The sequence below is a fragment of the Bacillus sp. EB V-12 genome (assembly GCF_056158125.1).
This window is the reverse complement of sequence record NZ_JBUXJL010000009.1, coordinates 1-17821: the sequence shown is the minus strand read 5'-3', so window position 1 is coordinate 17821 and position 17821 is coordinate 1. Positions and strand designations below refer to the sequence as shown.

Genomic DNA, 17821 nt, shown 5'->3' with positions numbered 1-17821 from the left:
TTATTTTATAGAAAAAAACTATTTAATGATCTAAATGCTGCATTAGAAATAAGGGGTTTACTAGGAGAAGTTAATGCCAACGTATTTGTAGATGGAACCTTCATTTTAAAGGGACGTGAAATTTTAAGGGTAAAAAAATAGGGATAATCCAAATAAATGAAAAACATACATATTTTTGAGGGATAATTAATTACTATAAAAAATAAATCGAGTTATAGCGAAATTTTCGTTTATATATGGTTTGGCATAATGGGAAAAGAATCGCTAATCGTCCGTTAATTAATCTCACGTTCAACAACAAGCTATCTAATAAGATACTTCAATTTTTATCAACTCTAATTTAAAATATAAACCATGTACTTATAGTACATGGTTTATATTTTAAATTAGCACAGTAATAAGAACTAGCATGTGTATTTTCGTTGCAAAATATTGAATAGTTACCTTTTAAGATGTTTGTTTTTTGAACAGATTTTAAACGCAATTGCAACTATTATAGAGAAAAACAAATGAGTTCCTAAGGTCATTAATTGCTGAAGAGCAAAAGCATTTAAAAGGTTTGTTCCCATCCCCATCATTATAGGCATGATTACAAGAGGACCCACTATCCAAATTCCAACCCCAAAAACAATTGTGAGAAGTGAGAACAAGACGATTTTTAATAACGGATGTTAACAATCCGAATGTAATGCCAAAAATAATACTTATCATCATATGAATAATCCAGCCACTAAGTAAGCTGCTGCTTCCCATTATCCCTGCAATCATGGCTATCTTACCCATCATTTGCATGATTATTCCAAAAATAATCCCACCAATGATGCCACCTATAATTCCAATTTTAATTGTTTTATTAACCGAAATTTGCACGTATATCACTCCTTTTTTGTTTGCATTGTTATCGTAACAGAGTGAAAAAACAATTCTGTAATGCTAATTACAAAAATCAGAATTAGGCAATTTCCTATCCTCTATTGAATTCAAACTAGTTGTTAGTTAAGCTTAAAAATTAACTGGTTATTAAAAAATCATTAAAAAGAGCAAGCATACAGCTTGCTCTTTTCTTATAAATAGATTTATTTAGACTTTAGATTTTTACCTATATATTGAACAATCTTTCTAAGCTCTGTCGATGTTGGACGACCAAATGGACTGGTTTGCCTCTGCTGATATAGTAGTTGTCCATTTTCATCCACAAGAAAGTACGCAGGTTCTCCATGAGTACCGTGGTCTTCATAAGGTGCATCATCACCATGATAGAAAACATCGTAAGCTTTTAAAGCAACCAGGGATTCATCTGATAAAATTGGGAACGATAAGTCGTTCTCCAATGCCATCTTCTTTAAATTTTCTAACTTGTCAGTAGACACAGTAATAAGATGTACATTTTTCCCTTCAAAGAAACCTTTACTCTCTTCAAGATCCTTCAGATCATGGACGCAAACTGGGCACCAAGCTCCTCTAAAAAAAATAATTAATTTCCAACCCTTAGATTCTTTAAGATAGGTTTCTAAAGAAAATTCCTGTCCAGTTATTTCAGGGAGTGTAAAGTTTGGAACCTTTTTACCTAATGTAAAAATAGTCATTTTGTCTCCTCCTTTTCATAAATGAATGATTCCTAAATCTTCTAATGCTAAATTACACACATTATATTATCTTAATTAGCACTTAAAATATGTAAGCATCATTACATTGCTTGAGAATATCAAAAATCACACAAATTCCAGCTGTTCATAATAATTAATGGGGGCAATCCCCCTTCTATAAAGATAACCAGAATTTAGAAATCATATTTCTAGTAGAAAATAGCTATTCTAAGTAGGAAATTCATAATTATAAGGAGGGATTTGATTATGACAGTAATTACTAAGCTTAAGCAAACTATTTCTGGATTAAAAAGTGCTCAAGCATGTTTAGAAGGATTTGCTCTTGATACTGACAATCAGCAAGCAAAACAACTGTATCAAAATGCTGCTCAGCAAGCGCAGACAATTATTGATTCTTTAGAACCACGTGTTCAGGAGGTTCAACAAGATGAGCCTCAATATAAGCAATAAAAAGCTGTCATCTTCAGATTTTTTCCAGAGGTCTTATTATAGTTAGATTTATATATCTGATGGGGTTCGCTGTATGCCCATCAAGTTAAGAAATTTGTTGTTCCTCAAAACGAAAAAATCGATCTAACTCCTCATATATAGCTGTAAAACAATAAAATTTTCGTTTTGGGGGCATTTACTTTTTTTAAGTTGATAACGATGTGGTGCTACCCCATCGCCATCAACTTAAAAAATTGATTTTCCTCCAAAACGAAAAAAATGAGTTGAATTCTCATAAATAACTGTAAAAAGGTAAATTTCTCGTAATGGAGATGTCTCAAAATCTTAGCTTGATAGGTATGTGGTGGTATCCCTATACAGTTACTCATAAATTTCGTACTGTGTAACTCAAAGGAAAAAGTTAAATGAAATTACTGATAGCAAGGGATTCAGTGATAGACTCAGTTACACACAATATAAGATATGGGTAAGTGGTGTGATATAGTAAATGAAAATATATCAATATAAAATGAGTTGCAAGTGATGTGATATAAACTTAAAGAATAGGAAGATCGTTATCAGCAGTACGGGTTTTACAAATAAACCTATTAAACGAAAAGCTTTAAATATAGAGCGCACAACTTTCATGAAGATGCCCCCTAAATCAAATAATATATCAAGTATGTATCGTTATAAGTTACTCTATCACTTTGCATGTTCTTCCATTTTCTTATCAAGTGCTTTAGCATAAGCATCTTTAGTTTCCTGATTTAATTCATAAATTGCCTTATCCCACTGTTCACCTTCTACACCTGACATATGTGGAGTGCTTTTAAGTATAGCTAATTCAATCTCTTTTCCATCTTCTTTATTAGCGTCTAGTATTATCTTTGTTCCTTTTCTTGCATCTGTTACGCCTTCTAACACAAGTTTGTTAATGTCCTTGTACTTATCAGGTACTTTTATATTCTCCATACGGTCTAAAGCTTCATCCATAGCGTCTGCTGTTTTGAATACCTCTTTATATCCTTAACATTGAATTCATTTATAAACAGTATATTAAGAAGGAATGTGTGAATCATCTAAACAAAAAAGTGCTAACAAGTTTGCAAACGAACTTGCTAACACTCATACAAAATAGACATAAATTATCGCTGATATGTCTTCCTTAATAATAGCCATAATCAATTAGAACATACTAATATGAAATGCCCATACAATCATTCTTGATATACATGATAATAGTATAAACTCTATATTTCTTTTAATAATTTAGGGTTATATCTTTTCTGCATTAGACGCTTTTAACCACGCTTCATAGAATTCTATAACTGATGCATACCGTTCTGCTCGATTGGCATTTACAGCGCGATACGCTACCTCATATAATTCCTTACTTGCTTCCCATTTTATAAAAGAACGATCTTTTTCACCGCCTAAAAGTGAGAAAGCCATTGCTCCCATATTAAATACATTTGTTCTTTCATCGATTGTTGCGTTTAGTTCAAATTCCTCTGGTGACATAAAACGGGAGGAACCCCATAGCCGGCCCATTTTATTTATGTAAGGTTTCTTACTGTATAAATCTATATCACAAATTTTTGTCTCGTTTGTATTAAAATTATATAAAATACTACCGTCATAAAAATCTATTGCTACATAGTTTTTCTTTTCTACATAAGTATGGAAAGAAAAAATGGAATGTAAGGAATGAATTCGTTCTATAGCAGATAAATGTCTAAATTTATAAAATGGAGAGTTTGGATTTTTATATTTCTCAGTAGGGGGGAAACTCCAATGCGAATGAAGACATTCACCATCAAACCAATCGAAAATTAATACATATCCAGATTGAACTGGAAAATGATCAATTAGTCTTATGAGCGATTCATGCTTTAAATCTTCATAGATAGTAACTGAATTTTTTAGCCTTTTAATAGCATCACCCGTTGTTCCTTCATATGCAATTGTTTGTGCTCCTGCGTATTTGATAAATTTCTTATGCCCATCTTTTTCTACACCAAAACTTATATTCCCTGAATCTTGCTGGTCAAAAACTGCAAATACGGTCCCTAATTTAATAAGCCAATCAAAATTATGATATTCTCTTAATTGGAATGTTACGTTATTTAACTGAATTTCGACGGAATTATCTTTCATAGATTACCTCACATTTAATATAATTAACTTGTACATTCCACTATTCGACATATTTTATGGAAATCCTATGCTAACAAAATAAAATTTTATAAATATAATGATAAACACTTATAGAGAGGTGAGTATAATGGATCAACAAATTGTTATTAAACCGTATCAAAAAGACTGGGTTGAAGAGTATATAAAAGAAGAAGAGAAATTCTGTTCCTTGTTAGGACAAGAAATAATCGCTGTTGAACATATAGGGAGCACAGCAGTAGAAGGATTAGGAGCTAAACCTCTTATTGATATGATGATTGGCGTAACAGACTTACAAATTACTGAAAACTGGATTGAAGTTCTATCGGAAATTGGATATGAGTTTGTCCCAAAAGAAGCAACGAATTGGCGTTTTTTTAGAAAGGGAAAATGGAGAGCAGGTACTCATCATTTGCATATTTATAATAGTGACGAGTGGAGAAACAATATTTTATTTCGCGACTTTCTAATATGCCATAAATGGGCACGTAAAGAATATAGAGAATTAAAAGAGAGGCTTGCTATTACATATGCTTTTGATCGTGTTTCATATACAAAGGCAAAAGCGCCGTTTATTCAAAACATAATAAAGTTAGCTGAAAAAAATCAATAATAGTTGCCAGTGATATTGAAATTCTCATTTTATTTTAATCTTTCTCTCATTTTATTTTCTTTTTTATTTGATAGACTGCTTGTTACAAAGCCTTTATTAGTAAGGAGATTAAATAAAATGGAGAAGATATTAAGAAATAAATATTTCCATGTGTGTGTTAAAATTATAGGTATTACTATTATTATTTGTAGTGTAGAGATGCTATTTATTAATGTTATGTACGGCAATGTTCTGAATGTAAAATGGTTAAATAAAAAATTAGGCTCTTTTGGTGAATATGGGGCTATTATGGCTGCTTCATTATGGTTTTTACGCCATATATGGGTGTTTTTAAAGAAGAAAAATATACAAGGATTTAAAAAAGTTAAAGAAGTGTATCTATTTGCAAAAAAGTTTCATGTATTAATTGGATACGCTATAATAGCTGTTGCAATTACTCATGGTGTTTACTTTTTTATAAAAGGGAGTCGTCATATTTTACTCATATACAGTGGCATATTTTCTCTATTAGCCTTAATTGTACTAGGGATTGTTGGGTTTTATTTACAACAAATAAATAAGAAAGAAAAATTTATGATGTATAGAAAAGTGCATCAAATCATTGCAATTATATTTGGAATAGGATTATTTATTCATTTAATTGTCTAGGAGGAACTACCGTTGCAACACATTTTAATTATTGAGGATGAGGAAAGTTTAGCAGATTTTCTAGAATTAGAACTAAAATATGAAGGGTATAAAGTAGATATACAACTAGATGGAAGAAAAGGGTTAAGCGCAGCACTTGAAAAGAATTACGATCTCATTTTGCTTGATTTAATGCTGCCTGGATTAAATGGACTAGAGGTATGTCGTCGACTAAGAGCGACTAAAAATACACCTATTATTATGCTGACTGCTCGTGATAGTATTATGGACCGTGTGACAGGTTTAGATAGTGGAGCGGATGATTATCTTCCGAAACCATTTGCAATTGAAGAACTGTTAGCACGTATGAGAGTGATATTTAGAAGAGAAGAACATATTGAAAACAAGCAGGCTTCATTTCTTACATTCAAAGATTTGCAGCTTCAGATTGAATCTCGAACTATAACTAAAGGAAATGAAGAAATTGAACTTACAAATAAAGAATTCGAGTTATTGCTTATGTTTATGAAAAATATTAATCGCGTACTTACTCGTGATGTTTTATTGGACCAAGTATGGGGATATGATGCAATTGTTGAGACAAATATCGTTGATGTATATGTTCGTTATTTGCGAAACAAGTTACATAGTGTAGATAAGGAGGAGTATATCCAAACAGTCCGTGGTGCGGGATATATAATGAAATGATAAAAAATATTATGTTTCGAATTCGAAATCTACCTATAAAGTGGAAACTAACACTTTGGTCCACTACACTAGTATTTATTTTATTCATCTTATATAGTGCTTTGCAGTTTATTGTAATCAATAAGTGGACTATAGATTATGAACAGAAACAAATAAATAGGCAAGTGACGGAAATAGCGGCATATTTCCAAGATAAAAATGATACCCTTTCGAGTAAAACATTTGAAAACAGTAAAGATTTTCTAAACAATATGATTGATAAGCATCAAATGATTCGTATTATTGACATGGATGGGGAGCCGATTATTACTGTTTCACGAGATTTTAATGAAACGTGGATAAAGCCGAAACAGGTTATAAAAGATGAGTCATTTATAAAAAGGCATTTAGAAGATCGAATATTAGTTAAGCGCATACCAATTAAAACGAAAGAGTTTACTGGCACTATTGAACTTACGAAAAACCTAGAGACATTTGATTATTTATTAAAAGTTATTTTAGTGGTAATGCTTATTGCTGGAATATTTGGATTGATATTTAGTTTTTTAGGTGGGATTCTTATAACGAAGAAACTATTATCAAGTGTTCAAAATATAACAGATACGATGAAACGTATTAAAAAGAATGGACTAAATGAACGGGTTCCAGTACGAGAAAATAATGATGAGCTTGCAAAATTATCATTTCTCTTTAACGAGATGATGGATGAAGTAGAAACTTCTTTTGCACAACAGAAACAGTTTGTCGAAGACGCATCTCATGAACTAAGAACACCGTTAACAATTATTCATGGTCACTTAGCGATGTTAAACCGATGGGGGAAAAATGATCCAGCAGTATTAGATAAATCTCTTCAATCTAGTTTAAAGGAAGTAGATCGTTTAAATAAATTAGTTTCAGAATTGCTAGAACTATCAAGGGCTGAATCTGAACAAATGTATCCAATAGCAGCTGAGCCAGTCCATGTAAATAGCGTATTAAAACATGTTACACAAAACTTTATAGTAATTCAAAGTGATTTTCAATTTGATATGAAATTCGGGGATGACGAGGCTTATGTTTCAATGCCATCATCTTACTTAGAACAAATTATTATTATCATAATGGATAATGCAGTTAAGTATACAAAAGAGGTTAATAAATATATTTGCATAGAATCCAGTTTACAATCAGGGAAAGTTACAATTCGTGTAATAGATCATGGAACGGGAATACCTGAATCCGATTTACCATTTGTTCTTAATCGGTTTTACCGAGTTGACAAAGCGAGAAGTCGAAAACAAGGTGGAAACGGACTAGGTTTGTCTATTGCAAAACGACTTGTAGAAAAATATAACGGAGCTATTAAAATAGAGAGTAAAGAAAATGAAGGAACAATTGTTACGATTACATTACCATGTATAATAAAATAAGCCTTCAAAGAAGGGGTGCTTCTTGCATTCCTTCTTTTTTTACGATCAAATCATTTTGTTTATTTCGAAATTTCTAGTACATTAAAATTATTAAGGGGGAATAATAATGAAAGCTATCGTACATCAATATAAAACTGGATTTGACGGTGTAGAATATAAAATATCACCTGAGAGAGCACTTAATGATGGGGAAGTTAAAGTGAAGTTAAAATCAGCAGGCTTAAATCATCGGGATTTATTTATTATGAATAATAGAAAAGAAATGCAATTACCTTTAATCTTAGGATCAGATGGTGCAGGTATTGTTACGGAAATTGGAAACGGTGTTTCTGATAACATATTACATACAGAAGTTATTATTAATCCTAGTATTGGATGGGAACATGCTACTGAAGTACCGGAGTTACCGGAAGTGCTAGGTGGACCGAAAGATGGAACGTTTGCTGAATATGTAATTGTACCAGCAGAAAATGTAGTAGAAAAGCCATCATATCTTACTTGGGAAGAATCAGGTGTTTTATCTTTATCTGCATTAACTGCATATAGGGCGCTTTTTACAAAAGGGAGATTGAAGTGCGGCGAACACGTTTTAATTCCGGGAATAGGCGGTGGTGTTGCTACATTTGCCATGTTATTCGCGAAAGCAATTGGCGCAAAAGTGAGTGTTACTTCAAGGGTAGAGAATAAAAGGGAACTTGCTGCAAAATATGGTGCAGATATTTCTTTTCATAGTGCCGGAAATTGGGAAGAGAGCTTACAAGGTGAAAAAGTAGATTTAATAATAGATAGTATAGGTCCAGCAACTTTTTTGAAATATTTTGATGTATTAAAACCAAATGGAAGAATCGTGAATTTTGGTGCAAGCTCAGGAGATAAAATTGAATTACCATTACGCGCGCTATTTTACAATCAAATTGATATTATGGGAACATCCATGGGTAGCCGTGAGGAATTTAATGAGATGATAAAGTTTATAGAAAAACATCAAATTAAACCAATTATTGATAAAGTTTACTCGTTAGAAGAAGCAATTCGAGCACTAAGCCGTATGGAACATGGAGAACAATTTGGAAATATTGTACTTCAAATGAATTAAAAAATATGATTTTGCAATTAGTATATTTAAATGAACATGTTATGTATTTCAAATATGAAAAAAATACGAACCGCCTTATTATAAAGGCTTACCGGCTTTATACATAAATAGCGTATAAAATTTGTTTAATAATTGTCACATGAGTAATAGTAAAATGAGAATTAGATGAAAAAAGTTTAAGCCTATTTTCATAATGGTATTGTATACTGTGTAAATCAAGAACACTTGTATGTAAGGAGAGAGTTTAATGAATTACACAGTATTTCAGTGGTTTAATAATTTTGCTGATTCATCCAAACTATTAGATACGTTAATGATTGCTATTACAAATAGCGCTGCATACGTAGCCATTTTATTTATGCTTATCTTATGGTTTAATAATGGAAAGAAAGAAAAGGCAATTAGAAAACAATATACAGTTTTATATACGACGCTTTCGGTTATTATTGCATTATTAGTAAATGTTCTTATACACGCGGTATATTACCATCCGCGTCCGTTCGTATCACATGATGTACATCAATTAGTACCACATGCAGCAGATTCATCATTCGTTAGTGATCATTCTGTACTTGTATTTTCAATCGCCTTCGTATTTATTCTTAGAGGAGAAAAACTGAAATATATCGCGCTATTATGGGCAGTACTAGTCGGTATATCACGTATGTACGTAGGTGTTCATTATCCTTTAGATATACTTGGTGCAGCATTCTTAACACTTATTACGAGTGCTTTAGTAATGCAAAGTACACGTATGTTTGAACCAATAGCGAAACTTGTATTCAAAATGTATGCATTAGTAGCGAGACGAATTCCTTTCTTAGCGAAATATAACCATATCGCATAATTTTCCTATAAAAAGTTCCCCTTTGGACATCCAGAGGGGAATTTTTTTATAGGAAATACGAAAAGAGTTTAGAGTGCTCTGTAATCAAGTTGTACTAATTAATATTCTGAAATTTCACGCACCGTATTTTAAATATATAAAATAATAACACAAAATAACAACAGTTAGTTTTGCATTGTTTTAAAGGAATTAAAAAGAAAACTTCGAAACATATAGTATCGTAAACAAAAACTACAAATTTTAAAACGGATCTTCGTACGAACCCATTCCAAAAGAGAGGAGATAAGTATGCAAAAACTCCAAACGAATAAAGGCGCTCGATATATGATGATTGCTTTTATTGTTTTGTTTCTTATTATGATTTTGCGTATATTCTATATTCAGGCAGTAGGAGTCGTGCATAATGTGAATGTAAAGGATCTCGCGAATGAACAACATAATAAAAAAGGTGTTTTAGAAGCGAATCGTGGCACTATCTATGATCAAACCGGAAAGGTGTTAGTACAAGATTCTACAACGTATCGAGTTGTTGTGAATTTAAAAGGAAAAGATAAAGTGAAAAATAAAGATGAAACCGCACAACAATTAGCCGATGCGCTTGAAATTGATAAAGAAGAAGTATTAAAAAACTTTCATGAAGGGCGTACGCAAGTTGAAATTGGGAAAATTGGTCGGAACTTATCTAGGGAAAAGAAGGAAAAAATTAATGATTTAAAAATACCAGGTGTATCTTTTATGTCGGAAAAAGCAAGAGTGTATCCGAATGAAGACTTTGCATCCTATATACTTGGTTTTGCTAGACCAGATGATAAAGGGAATACGGAAGGGAAGTTTGGGCTTGAAAAGAGTTTGGATAAATATTTGCACTCTACAAACGGAAATATAGAATATGTGGGTACACGAAGGGGAATTCCGCTTACAAATGATATAGGTAAAGTAGAACCAGCTAAAAATGGGAATAACGTATATTTAACGCTTGATAAACAAATTAATAGTTTTTTAGAAGAAGCGATGAACAAAGCGCAAGAACATTATGATCCTTCTATGTTAATTGGCATTATTGCTGATCCAAAAACAGGAAAGGTTTTAGCGATGTCTAGTAAACCTAGTTACAATCCTAATGTAGGTGATATCGAATACTTTTTAAATGACCCGATTGCAAATGCATATGAACCAGGTTCAACAATGAAAGTTTTTACATTAGCAGCTGCCATTAATGAAGGTGTATATAACGGAAAAGAATATTTTCAATCTGGAAAATATTCCGTTGGTTCATCTGATATAAAAGACCATAATGGTGGATTTGGATGGGGATCAATTACATTTGATGAAGGATTTGAAAGGTCATCAAACGTAGCTTTTTCTATTTTAGAAGATCAGTTACTGAAACCAAATAAATTTAAGCAATATATGAATAAATTTGGATTCAATCAAAAAACAGGGATAGATTTACCTGGAGAAAGGAAAAATACTTTATTATTAAATACACAAATTCAACAGGTTACAACTTCTTTCGGTCAAGGTTCTACAGTAACTCCGATTCAATTAATCCAAGCGGCTACTGCTATAGCAAATGACGGGAAAATGATGCAACCATATATCGTTGATAAAGTTGTAAATCCAACAAACAAAGAAGTTATTATGGAAAATCAACCGAAAGAAATTGGGAATCCGATAAAAAAAGAAACAGCGGACAAGGTTAGAAGCTTAATGGAGCGTGTTATAACATCTTCAAAAGGAACTGGTACAATGTATAAAGTGGATGGTTATCCAATTGGAGGTAAGACAGGAACAGCACAAATCCCGAATCCTGAAAATGGCCGATATATGGAAGGGAAAGAGAATTACATTTTCTCCTTTTTAGGAATGGCTCCAATTGACGATCCGGAGTTAATCGTATACTTAGCTATTAAGCAGCCAAAGTTAAAAGGAGATGAGTATGGAGCTCAGCCTCTTGCTGAAATATTTAAACCTGTTATAAAAAACAGCCTTGAATATTTAAAGGTGAAACCGTATACAGAAAAACAAATAGCTGATGCAGCGAAACAATCTGAATTAAAAGTACAAAATTATGTAAATCAATCGATGGATACAATAGAGAAAAGTGTAGAAAAAGAGAAGCTACAGCCGGTAATTTTAGGAGAAGGAAAAATAATAAAACAATATCCACAGTCTGGCGAGGTAATGAGTGAAGGTGATCGTATATTTTTACTAGGGAATAACGCACAAATGCCAAATGTAAAAGGGTGGTCCATGCGTGATGTTATGCATTTCTCTAAACTTTTGAAATTAGATTTGAAAACTTCTGGTACGGGTTATGTAACGAGTCAAAGTATTGAAAAAGGACAAGATTTACAAGAAGGAGATACACTAGAACTAGAATTAGAACCGCCGTTACAACCGTTAACAGAGGCGAATACGAATTAATCCAGGCATTTGGAAAGAGCTATATGCAAATAGCTCTTTCTTTAGAGTTGCGAGTAATTTCACGCACCGTAATTTTTAGAAAAAATAATAAATAAAAGAACTAACAGTGACACGTTATTAAATATCTGATTATTGTTTATTTACAGTTAAATTTATATGTGATAATATGGAAAAAATAAATGCAGTGAAGAGAAGAGTAAATAAAATGAATTTTTCACAGAGAGCTCCATGTAGCTGAAAAGGAGTAAAAATTCTTTATTGAACCAAGCCTCTGAGCAGCACATCGGAACCTATTATTAGGGGATGGTGTGACGGGAGCTCCCGTTATAGAGCTATGGTATAAGCATGAATTAGAATGCAGTACCTGATAAGGTTAGTATGGTGACATATTAACAAACTAGGGTGGCACCGCGATGATAAATCTCGTCCCTAAGATTAAAAGTCTTGGGGGTGGGATTTTTTTATTGTTGTAAAACAATTTTGAAAGCGGGGGCCAAAAATGAAAAATTTACTTAAAGATTGGAAATATCCTTTATTACTATTGTCCGGAGTTGGTATTGCGAATTTAGGGGCATGGATTTACTTAATAGCACTGAATGTACTTGTCTATAATATGGGTGGCTCAGCCTTAGCTGTTGCTACTTTATATGTAATAAAACCATTAGCCACTTTATTTACAAACGCTTGGTCTGGGAGTATGATTGATCGTTTAAATAAACGGAATTTAATGATTCACCTCGATATATATCGTGCGTTATTTATCGCTATTTTACCTTTACTTCCGTCACTTTGGATTGTTTATGTATTCGTATTCTTTATAAGTATGGCCAGTGCAATTTATGAGCCAACTGCTATGACGTATATGACGAAATTAATTCCAGTAGAGCAAAGACAACGTTTCAACTCATTACGTACTTTAATAGGATCTGGTGCATCATTAATTGGACCAGCAGTAGCGGGGGGATTATTAATTGCAGGTACACCAGAGTTTGCTATATATATGAATGCTATAGCATTTCTCTTATCAGGATTCATTACATTACTTTTACCGAATCTTGATAAGAAAGAAGATTCGGATACAACTAGTAATACATTATCACTTACAGTATTAAAAAAAGATTGGAACACTGTTATAAATTTTAGTAGAAAACATGTGTATGTCGTATGTGTGTATTTCTTATTTCAAAGTATGTTCGTATTAGCAACTGCTACTGATTCACTTGAACTATCGTTTGCGAAAGAGGTATTACTACTAACAGATAGTGAATACGGTTTTCTAGTTAGTATAGCTGGTGCAGGATTTATTTTAGGTGCCATAACAAATACAATTTTATCAAAGAAATTAGCACCTTCATTTCTAATTGGAATAGGATCATTATTCATCGCAATTGGTTATATAATTTATGCTTTTTCAAATGTATTTTTAATAGCTGCTATTGGATTCTTTATTTTATCTTTCTCTATGGCATATGCAAATACAGGATTTTATACATTTTACCAAAATAACGTTCCCGTTCATATAATGGGACGGATCGGGAGTATATATGGACTTGTTATTGCGTTAGTAACAATCTTTATTACAATATTATCTGGTGTTGCGACTCAGTTCATTTCTATACAACTTGTAGTTATTGTAGGTTCATTGATCATGTTATTTATTACTATCATCTTGTGTGTGTTTACTTTATTCCCATCACAATCTAAGTTGTATTCTACTGAATCAATAAAGTGAAACTTTAATCAGGGGGGGCATCCTCCGCTGATTATTAGCCCTCACCAATCGGGCTTTTACGGGCAGCAGGGCCCCCACCTCATTTCTTTGCTTCTACTGAATTTTGAGATGGGGGTCTTACTGCTCATAAATAACGGGATAACTTCGAAATGAACTTTGTGTTCTCATTAACAATTTATCGTATTTAATAAGAGGGTTCTTTCCTCTTTATATGGAAAAATTAATATGAGGAAAGAACAATACCGAAAGATAAGGGTGGTTGTCGTGATAAAAACAAAAGATGAAATTGATAAAATTGTAAAAGAAATACAAAAGAAAATAGATTTCTCTGGAGTAGTTTTAGTAAAAAAAGAAAAAGATTTAGTCTATGAAACAGCATTGGGTTACGCAAACCAAAGTGAATGTATAAACAATACGATACAAACAAGATTTGGCATTGCCTCAGGATGTAAAATCTTCACTGCAATTGGCATCTGTCAACTTGTTGAAAAAGGTGTTATTTCTTTTCATACAAAATTAAAAGATTGTCTAGAGATAAAATTTCCAAACTTCGATGAAGATATTACAATACATCAACTACTAACGCATAGTGCTGGTATACCAGATTATTTTGATGAAAGTATTATGGATAACTTCGAAGACCTTTGGAAACAAACACCTATGTATCTATTAAAGAGCGTAAAAGACTTTTTACCATTATTTCAAAACAATAATATGATGTTTGCACCTGGAAATAAGTTTCACTACAACAACGCAGGTTTTATTATACTTGGATTAATAATAGAAGAACAGACGGGACTTAAATTCACGGAGTATATAGAAACAAACATTTTTAATCCTGTTGGTATGAATGATTCTGGCTATTTTTCGTTAGATAGATTACCAAGACATACAGCTCTAGGATATATAAAGGACGAAACCAACCAAAATTGGAGAACAAACATCTACTCTATACCAATAAAAGGAGGAGCTGATGGAGGTGCATATGTTACTGCACCAGACATGCTGAAATTTTGGGCGGCACTATTTAATAATGAAATTTTAGGAAAGGAATATACAAGGTTACTTTTAACTCCCCACATTCAAGTAAATGATAAACAATCTTACGGATATGGAATATGGATTGAAACACGAGAAAACAAGGTATTCAAATATCATGTAATGGGATATGATCCAGGCGTCAGTTTTCGCTCGGCCATATATCCAGAATTAGGAATCGCTTTAGTTATTCCATCGAATAAAGGGGCAGGACCCGAAAAATTAATGACAGAAATAGAAAGAGCTTTTTAATTATATGGATATAAAAGAAGAGATACGAAAATAATTTAAACGGGTTCATGCTTGTTTCTGTTTTGAAAAATATTTTAGTTAACGAGGAACCCTATATTCATTTAATAAGGGTTTTTTGTAATTCCGCACAATTATATATAAATATATGGATTTTTAAATAAAAAAACATTACTATATAGTTGTAAATTTTAATTATTACTTCATATGAAAGGATGTGTTAACAATTTGTATATGATCAACGGTAGTTTGTTTATTATTTTAGGGGTTATTTGTTATTTAATTGTACGTGGAATATTAATTGGTACCAAAAATAAAAAATATGTGATTTGGTGGAAAGAACTAGTAAGTTTTTTATTCGTGGTCTACATTTGTATGGTTGTTGCAGTAACTTTATTCCCTTTACCAATCGGTTTTCCTTCTAATATTGAAAATCTGAATCGCTCGGTCAATATAATACCATTTGCATCAATTATTAAAGACATCAATCAAATTGGTAGTGCTTATGATGGAGATGCCCTATTTATGATTGGTCTAATTGTAAGAAATGTAGGCGGGAATATTTTATTATTAATGCCTTTAGGATTTTTAGCACCTATCCTATGGGATAAATATAAGAAATTCAAAAATACAATTTTATTAGGATTTTCTATATCAGCTAGTATTGAATTGCTACAATTAATTGAGTCGTTATTTAGTGGAGTGGGACGTATTACTGATATTGATGATGTGATCTGTAATGTTCTAGGTTCTATTTTTGGATATTGTATTTATAATATCTTTTTAAAAGCCATTAATAAATTTAACATTCGAGTGTTGGGTAAAACTAATTCTAAAGGTATGGAATTAGTTGATAAATAGGAGTTTAAACGAGTTATTAAAGGCGTACGAGTAAAAAGTACGTCTTTTTATTTTTATAAATAATGCTTAAGGCTGATGAGAAGGGGAGAATATAAGCTTTAAAGATAAACAAGTTTATAGGAGGATTCTAAATGGATATTTTACTTGTTGTTCTTATTATTGTTTTGATGCAAAGTAAAGAACGAAAAGTGAAAATAAACCGTATTTGGCTCATTTCGGCTTTGTTGTGGTTTGTAACAATCCAGTCCATTATTCATATGGGACAAATAACATCCCTTGTTTAACATTGCTAAGAACGGTAATACTAATTAACATTGAACTTTTACAACAAGGGATGATAATATGATATACATTTACACAGATTTTGGTGGAACACATACTACCTCACTAGCTGCAGCATATCATTTAAATAAACTACCAACGGATCGTAAGTTAACGAAAGAAGAAATTTTGAATGTAGATTACTTTAATAAATTGAAAACAGAAGATATGGGAAAAATTATTTTTCATGGAATCGATGAACATGGTCATCCTGTATATACGATTGGATGTGGCGCATCAAAAGTTGTTGTACCAGCGATGAAGCATTTAGGAGAAATCTTGCAAAAACATTATCAAAGCCATGAAAAGATTATATTTTCTAATACATCACCAACAGTGCCTTTACCGATGACTTTCGGTGGGCTGTTTTCTAGAAGGTTCCATATTGATTTTATTGGCGTACCGTTACTCGTATGGGGAGCAAAAATTTGCTGTGATAATATACAAAGGCTTGTTAGTTATACAAAAGAAGCTGGACGATTAACAAATGATTATGTAGTAATTTTAGATAATGAAACTTTTAAATAGTATATGATAAGAAGAAAATCGAGCAAATTCCTTGATTTTCTTTTTTATTTGTGAAATAGACAAGAAATAGTCACATTTAATATGCATCTACTATAGCCAAAACAATAAAGTCCTGTTACTATTACAGGGATATTCTCTTTTCATAACATAAATATATAGAAAAATTAGAAAAGAGGAATTGAATTAAGGGAGGAACAACATGAATCGTGTTGCTTGGATTACTGATAGTACAACTGCGAGTTTTAAAACAGAAGGAGATAACTTTGTTATCCCAATTGAAGTTATTATTGATGGTGTGTCGTACAAAGATTGTGAAGAAGGTGTGCGTGAGCGCGTTTATAATGCTTTGAACGAAGGTAAAACTGTCACTACATCACAGCCTAACATAGGGGAAATGGTAGAGTTATTTTCGAAATGCAAAGAAGAATATGAAGAAGGATTTGCAGTTGCTATTAGCGGAAAAGTAAGTGGAACCTATCAAAATATGAAGTTAGCTGCAGAAATGGCAGGTTTTCCATTAACGGTATTAGACAGTGAAACAACAAGTTATCCAATGGATGAACTAATTAGAAAAGCGAAATCGTTATACAATGATGGTATGACTTTACAAGATATACACAAAACATTAGTAGAGGAAAAAAGAAGACCTTTCCACGTATTCCCGAAAAGTTTAAAAGGCCTTTATGCAAGTGGGCGTGTAAAGGGAGTTCAATTTTTACTTGGAAGTTTATTAAGTGTCAACTTAATATTAGAAGTAAAAGGTGGAGAGCTTTTACTTGAAAAGAAAGTTCGTAAAATCCAAAAATGTCGAGAATATATTAAAAATGAACTTGAAAAAGAATTACCAAAAGTACTTCACATGTTCCATGCTAACGATAAAGCTGGAGCTGAAGAATGGATTGCAGATATTAGACAAGCATTCCCTGAAATGGATTTCAAATTATATCCATTACCAATTTCATTTGCGGTTCATGCAGGTGAAGGTACAATTGCAATTAGTTATTAAAGTAAAACCCGTGAATAGTTCACGGGTTTTTTATTTATAAATGGTGCACGCCATCATCAAGTTGAATTTTTATAGCACTCTAGAACGAAATTTGTGTTAACTTGAAACAAAAATCTTATTTTATCGTTTTGGGGAGCAACCA

At 32.2% G+C, this 17821-nt stretch carries 17 protein-coding genes, 1 pseudogene and 1 other annotated feature; of the genes and pseudogenes, 14 read left to right on the top strand and 4 right to left on the bottom strand.

Annotated features, from left to right (window positions below):
* Positions 1–474: 474 nt before the first annotated feature.
* Together ACZDYH_RS22910 and ACZDYH_RS22905 are read right to left on the bottom strand one after the other, a co-directional pair.
* Positions 475–870 (bottom strand): hypothetical protein, encoded by a 396-nt coding sequence (locus tag ACZDYH_RS22910; RefSeq protein ID WP_255478125.1) that lies wholly within the window; start codon positions 868–870, stop codon positions 475–477.
* 206 nt (positions 871–1076) lie between these two features.
* Positions 1077–1586 (bottom strand): peroxiredoxin family protein, encoded by a 510-nt coding sequence (locus tag ACZDYH_RS22905; protein WP_474887243.1) that lies wholly within the window; start codon positions 1584–1586, stop codon positions 1077–1079.
* A 267-nt stretch (positions 1587–1853) separates the two neighbouring features.
* Here ACZDYH_RS22905 and ACZDYH_RS22900 point away from each other — a divergent pair, with 267 nt between their 5' ends.
* Positions 1854–2057 carry a DUF1657 domain-containing protein gene (locus ACZDYH_RS22900; protein ID WP_006919911.1) on the top strand — a complete coding sequence of 68 codons (204 nt, stop codon included), beginning with the start codon at positions 1854–1856 and terminating at the stop codon, positions 2055–2057.
* A 684-nt stretch (positions 2058–2741) separates the two neighbouring features.
* Here ACZDYH_RS22900 and ACZDYH_RS22895 read toward each other — a convergent pair.
* Both ACZDYH_RS22895 and ACZDYH_RS22890 read right to left on the bottom strand, forming a co-directional pair.
* A pseudogene (locus ACZDYH_RS22895) lies at positions 2742–3062 on the bottom strand (hypothetical protein); the annotation flags it as partial.
* Positions 3063–3314: 252 nt separating this feature from the next.
* The gene (locus tag ACZDYH_RS22890; RefSeq protein ID WP_474887241.1) at positions 3315–4196 is read right to left on the bottom strand and encodes a protein kinase domain-containing protein; all 882 of its coding nucleotides are present in this window, start codon (positions 4194–4196) and stop codon (positions 3315–3317) included.
* Between the two features lie 127 nt (positions 4197–4323).
* On the opposite strand from ACZDYH_RS22890, the gene ACZDYH_RS22885 reads away from it, so the two are divergent.
* The 13 genes from ACZDYH_RS22885 (at position 4324) to ACZDYH_RS22825 (ending at position 17679) form a co-directional block, all read left to right on the top strand.
* The gene (locus ACZDYH_RS22885; protein ID WP_197323757.1) at positions 4324–4827 is read left to right on the top strand and encodes a GrpB family protein; all 504 of its coding nucleotides are present in this window, start codon (positions 4324–4326) and stop codon (positions 4825–4827) included.
* A gap of 117 nt (positions 4828–4944) precedes the next feature.
* Positions 4945–5475: a hypothetical protein gene (locus ACZDYH_RS22880; RefSeq protein WP_006916278.1), complete on the top strand. Its 531-nt coding sequence runs from the start codon at positions 4945–4947 to the stop codon at positions 5473–5475.
* Between the two features lie 12 nt (positions 5476–5487).
* Positions 5488–6162, top strand: a complete 675-nt coding sequence (locus ACZDYH_RS22875; RefSeq protein ID WP_197323759.1) for a response regulator transcription factor — start codon at positions 5488–5490, stop codon at positions 6160–6162.
* Positions 6159–7574 carry a HAMP domain-containing sensor histidine kinase gene (locus tag ACZDYH_RS22870; RefSeq protein WP_049107999.1) on the top strand — a complete coding sequence of 472 codons (1416 nt, stop codon included), beginning with the start codon at positions 6159–6161 and terminating at the stop codon, positions 7572–7574. Before ACZDYH_RS22875 ends, ACZDYH_RS22870 begins: the two co-directional genes overlap by 4 nt.
* Before the next feature lie 106 nt (positions 7575–7680).
* Complete coding sequence (locus tag ACZDYH_RS22865) at positions 7681–8670, top strand: zinc-binding dehydrogenase (RefSeq protein ID WP_006916270.1); 990 nt, start codon at positions 7681–7683, stop codon at positions 8668–8670.
* Positions 8671–8917: 247 nt separating this feature from the next.
* Complete coding sequence (locus tag ACZDYH_RS22860) at positions 8918–9517, top strand: undecaprenyl-diphosphatase (RefSeq protein WP_474887238.1); 600 nt, start codon at positions 8918–8920, stop codon at positions 9515–9517.
* Positions 9518–9805: 288 nt separating this feature from the next.
* Positions 9806–11944 carry a penicillin-binding protein gene (locus ACZDYH_RS22855; protein WP_197323761.1) on the top strand — a complete coding sequence of 713 codons (2139 nt, stop codon included), beginning with the start codon at positions 9806–9808 and terminating at the stop codon, positions 11942–11944.
* Positions 11945–12119: 175 nt separating this feature from the next.
* Positions 12120–12378 (top strand) — a binding site (T-box leader).
* A gap of 65 nt (positions 12379–12443) precedes the next feature.
* On the top strand, positions 12444–13676 hold the full coding sequence (locus ACZDYH_RS22850; RefSeq protein ID WP_474887236.1) for an MFS transporter: 1233 nt from the start codon (positions 12444–12446) through the stop codon (positions 13674–13676).
* A gap of 264 nt (positions 13677–13940) precedes the next feature.
* Positions 13941–14966 (top strand): serine hydrolase domain-containing protein, encoded by a 1026-nt coding sequence (locus tag ACZDYH_RS22845; protein ID WP_000598050.1) that lies wholly within the window; start codon positions 13941–13943, stop codon positions 14964–14966.
* A 225-nt stretch (positions 14967–15191) separates the two neighbouring features.
* Positions 15192–15824, top strand: a complete 633-nt coding sequence (locus tag ACZDYH_RS22840; protein WP_000281844.1) for a VanZ family protein — start codon at positions 15192–15194, stop codon at positions 15822–15824.
* A gap of 131 nt (positions 15825–15955) precedes the next feature.
* The gene (locus tag ACZDYH_RS22835; RefSeq protein ID WP_006929664.1) at positions 15956–16108 is read left to right on the top strand and encodes a hypothetical protein; all 153 of its coding nucleotides are present in this window, start codon (positions 15956–15958) and stop codon (positions 16106–16108) included.
* 58 nt (positions 16109–16166) lie between these two features.
* Complete coding sequence (locus tag ACZDYH_RS22830; protein ID WP_000639421.1) at positions 16167–16673, top strand: DUF3189 family protein; 507 nt, start codon at positions 16167–16169, stop codon at positions 16671–16673.
* A 199-nt stretch (positions 16674–16872) separates the two neighbouring features.
* Positions 16873–17679 carry a DegV family protein gene (locus ACZDYH_RS22825; RefSeq protein ID WP_001082413.1) on the top strand — a complete coding sequence of 269 codons (807 nt, stop codon included), beginning with the start codon at positions 16873–16875 and terminating at the stop codon, positions 17677–17679.
* Positions 17680–17821 lie beyond the last annotated feature (142 nt).

Bases quoted from the DNA above. Each gene is read 5' to 3' on its own strand.
- ACZDYH_RS22905 (WP_474887243.1), bottom strand. From the start codon at position 1,586: ATGACTATTTTTACATTAGGTAAAAAGGTTCCAAACTTTACACTCCCT.
- ACZDYH_RS22900 (WP_006919911.1), top strand. From the start codon at position 1,854: ATGACAGTAATTACTAAGCTTAAGCAAACTATTTCTGGATTAAAAAGT.
- ACZDYH_RS22890 (WP_474887241.1), bottom strand. From the start codon at position 4,196: ATGAAAGATAATTCCGTCGAAATTCAGTTAAATAACGTAACATTCCAA.
- ACZDYH_RS22885 (WP_197323757.1), top strand. From the start codon at position 4,324: ATGGATCAACAAATTGTTATTAAACCGTATCAAAAAGACTGGGTTGAA.
- ACZDYH_RS22880 (WP_006916278.1), top strand. From the start codon at position 4,945: ATGGAGAAGATATTAAGAAATAAATATTTCCATGTGTGTGTTAAAATT.
- ACZDYH_RS22870 (WP_049107999.1), top strand. From the start codon at position 6,159: ATGATAAAAAATATTATGTTTCGAATTCGAAATCTACCTATAAAGTGG.
- ACZDYH_RS22865 (WP_006916270.1), top strand. From the start codon at position 7,681: ATGAAAGCTATCGTACATCAATATAAAACTGGATTTGACGGTGTAGAA.
- ACZDYH_RS22860 (WP_474887238.1), top strand. From the start codon at position 8,918: ATGAATTACACAGTATTTCAGTGGTTTAATAATTTTGCTGATTCATCC.
- ACZDYH_RS22855 (WP_197323761.1), top strand. From the start codon at position 9,806: ATGCAAAAACTCCAAACGAATAAAGGCGCTCGATATATGATGATTGCT.
- ACZDYH_RS22850 (WP_474887236.1), top strand. From the start codon at position 12,444: ATGAAAAATTTACTTAAAGATTGGAAATATCCTTTATTACTATTGTCC.
- ACZDYH_RS22835 (WP_006929664.1), top strand. From the start codon at position 15,956: ATGGATATTTTACTTGTTGTTCTTATTATTGTTTTGATGCAAAGTAAA.
- ACZDYH_RS22830 (WP_000639421.1), top strand. From the start codon at position 16,167: ATGATATACATTTACACAGATTTTGGTGGAACACATACTACCTCACTA.
- ACZDYH_RS22825 (WP_001082413.1), top strand. From the start codon at position 16,873: ATGAATCGTGTTGCTTGGATTACTGATAGTACAACTGCGAGTTTTAAA.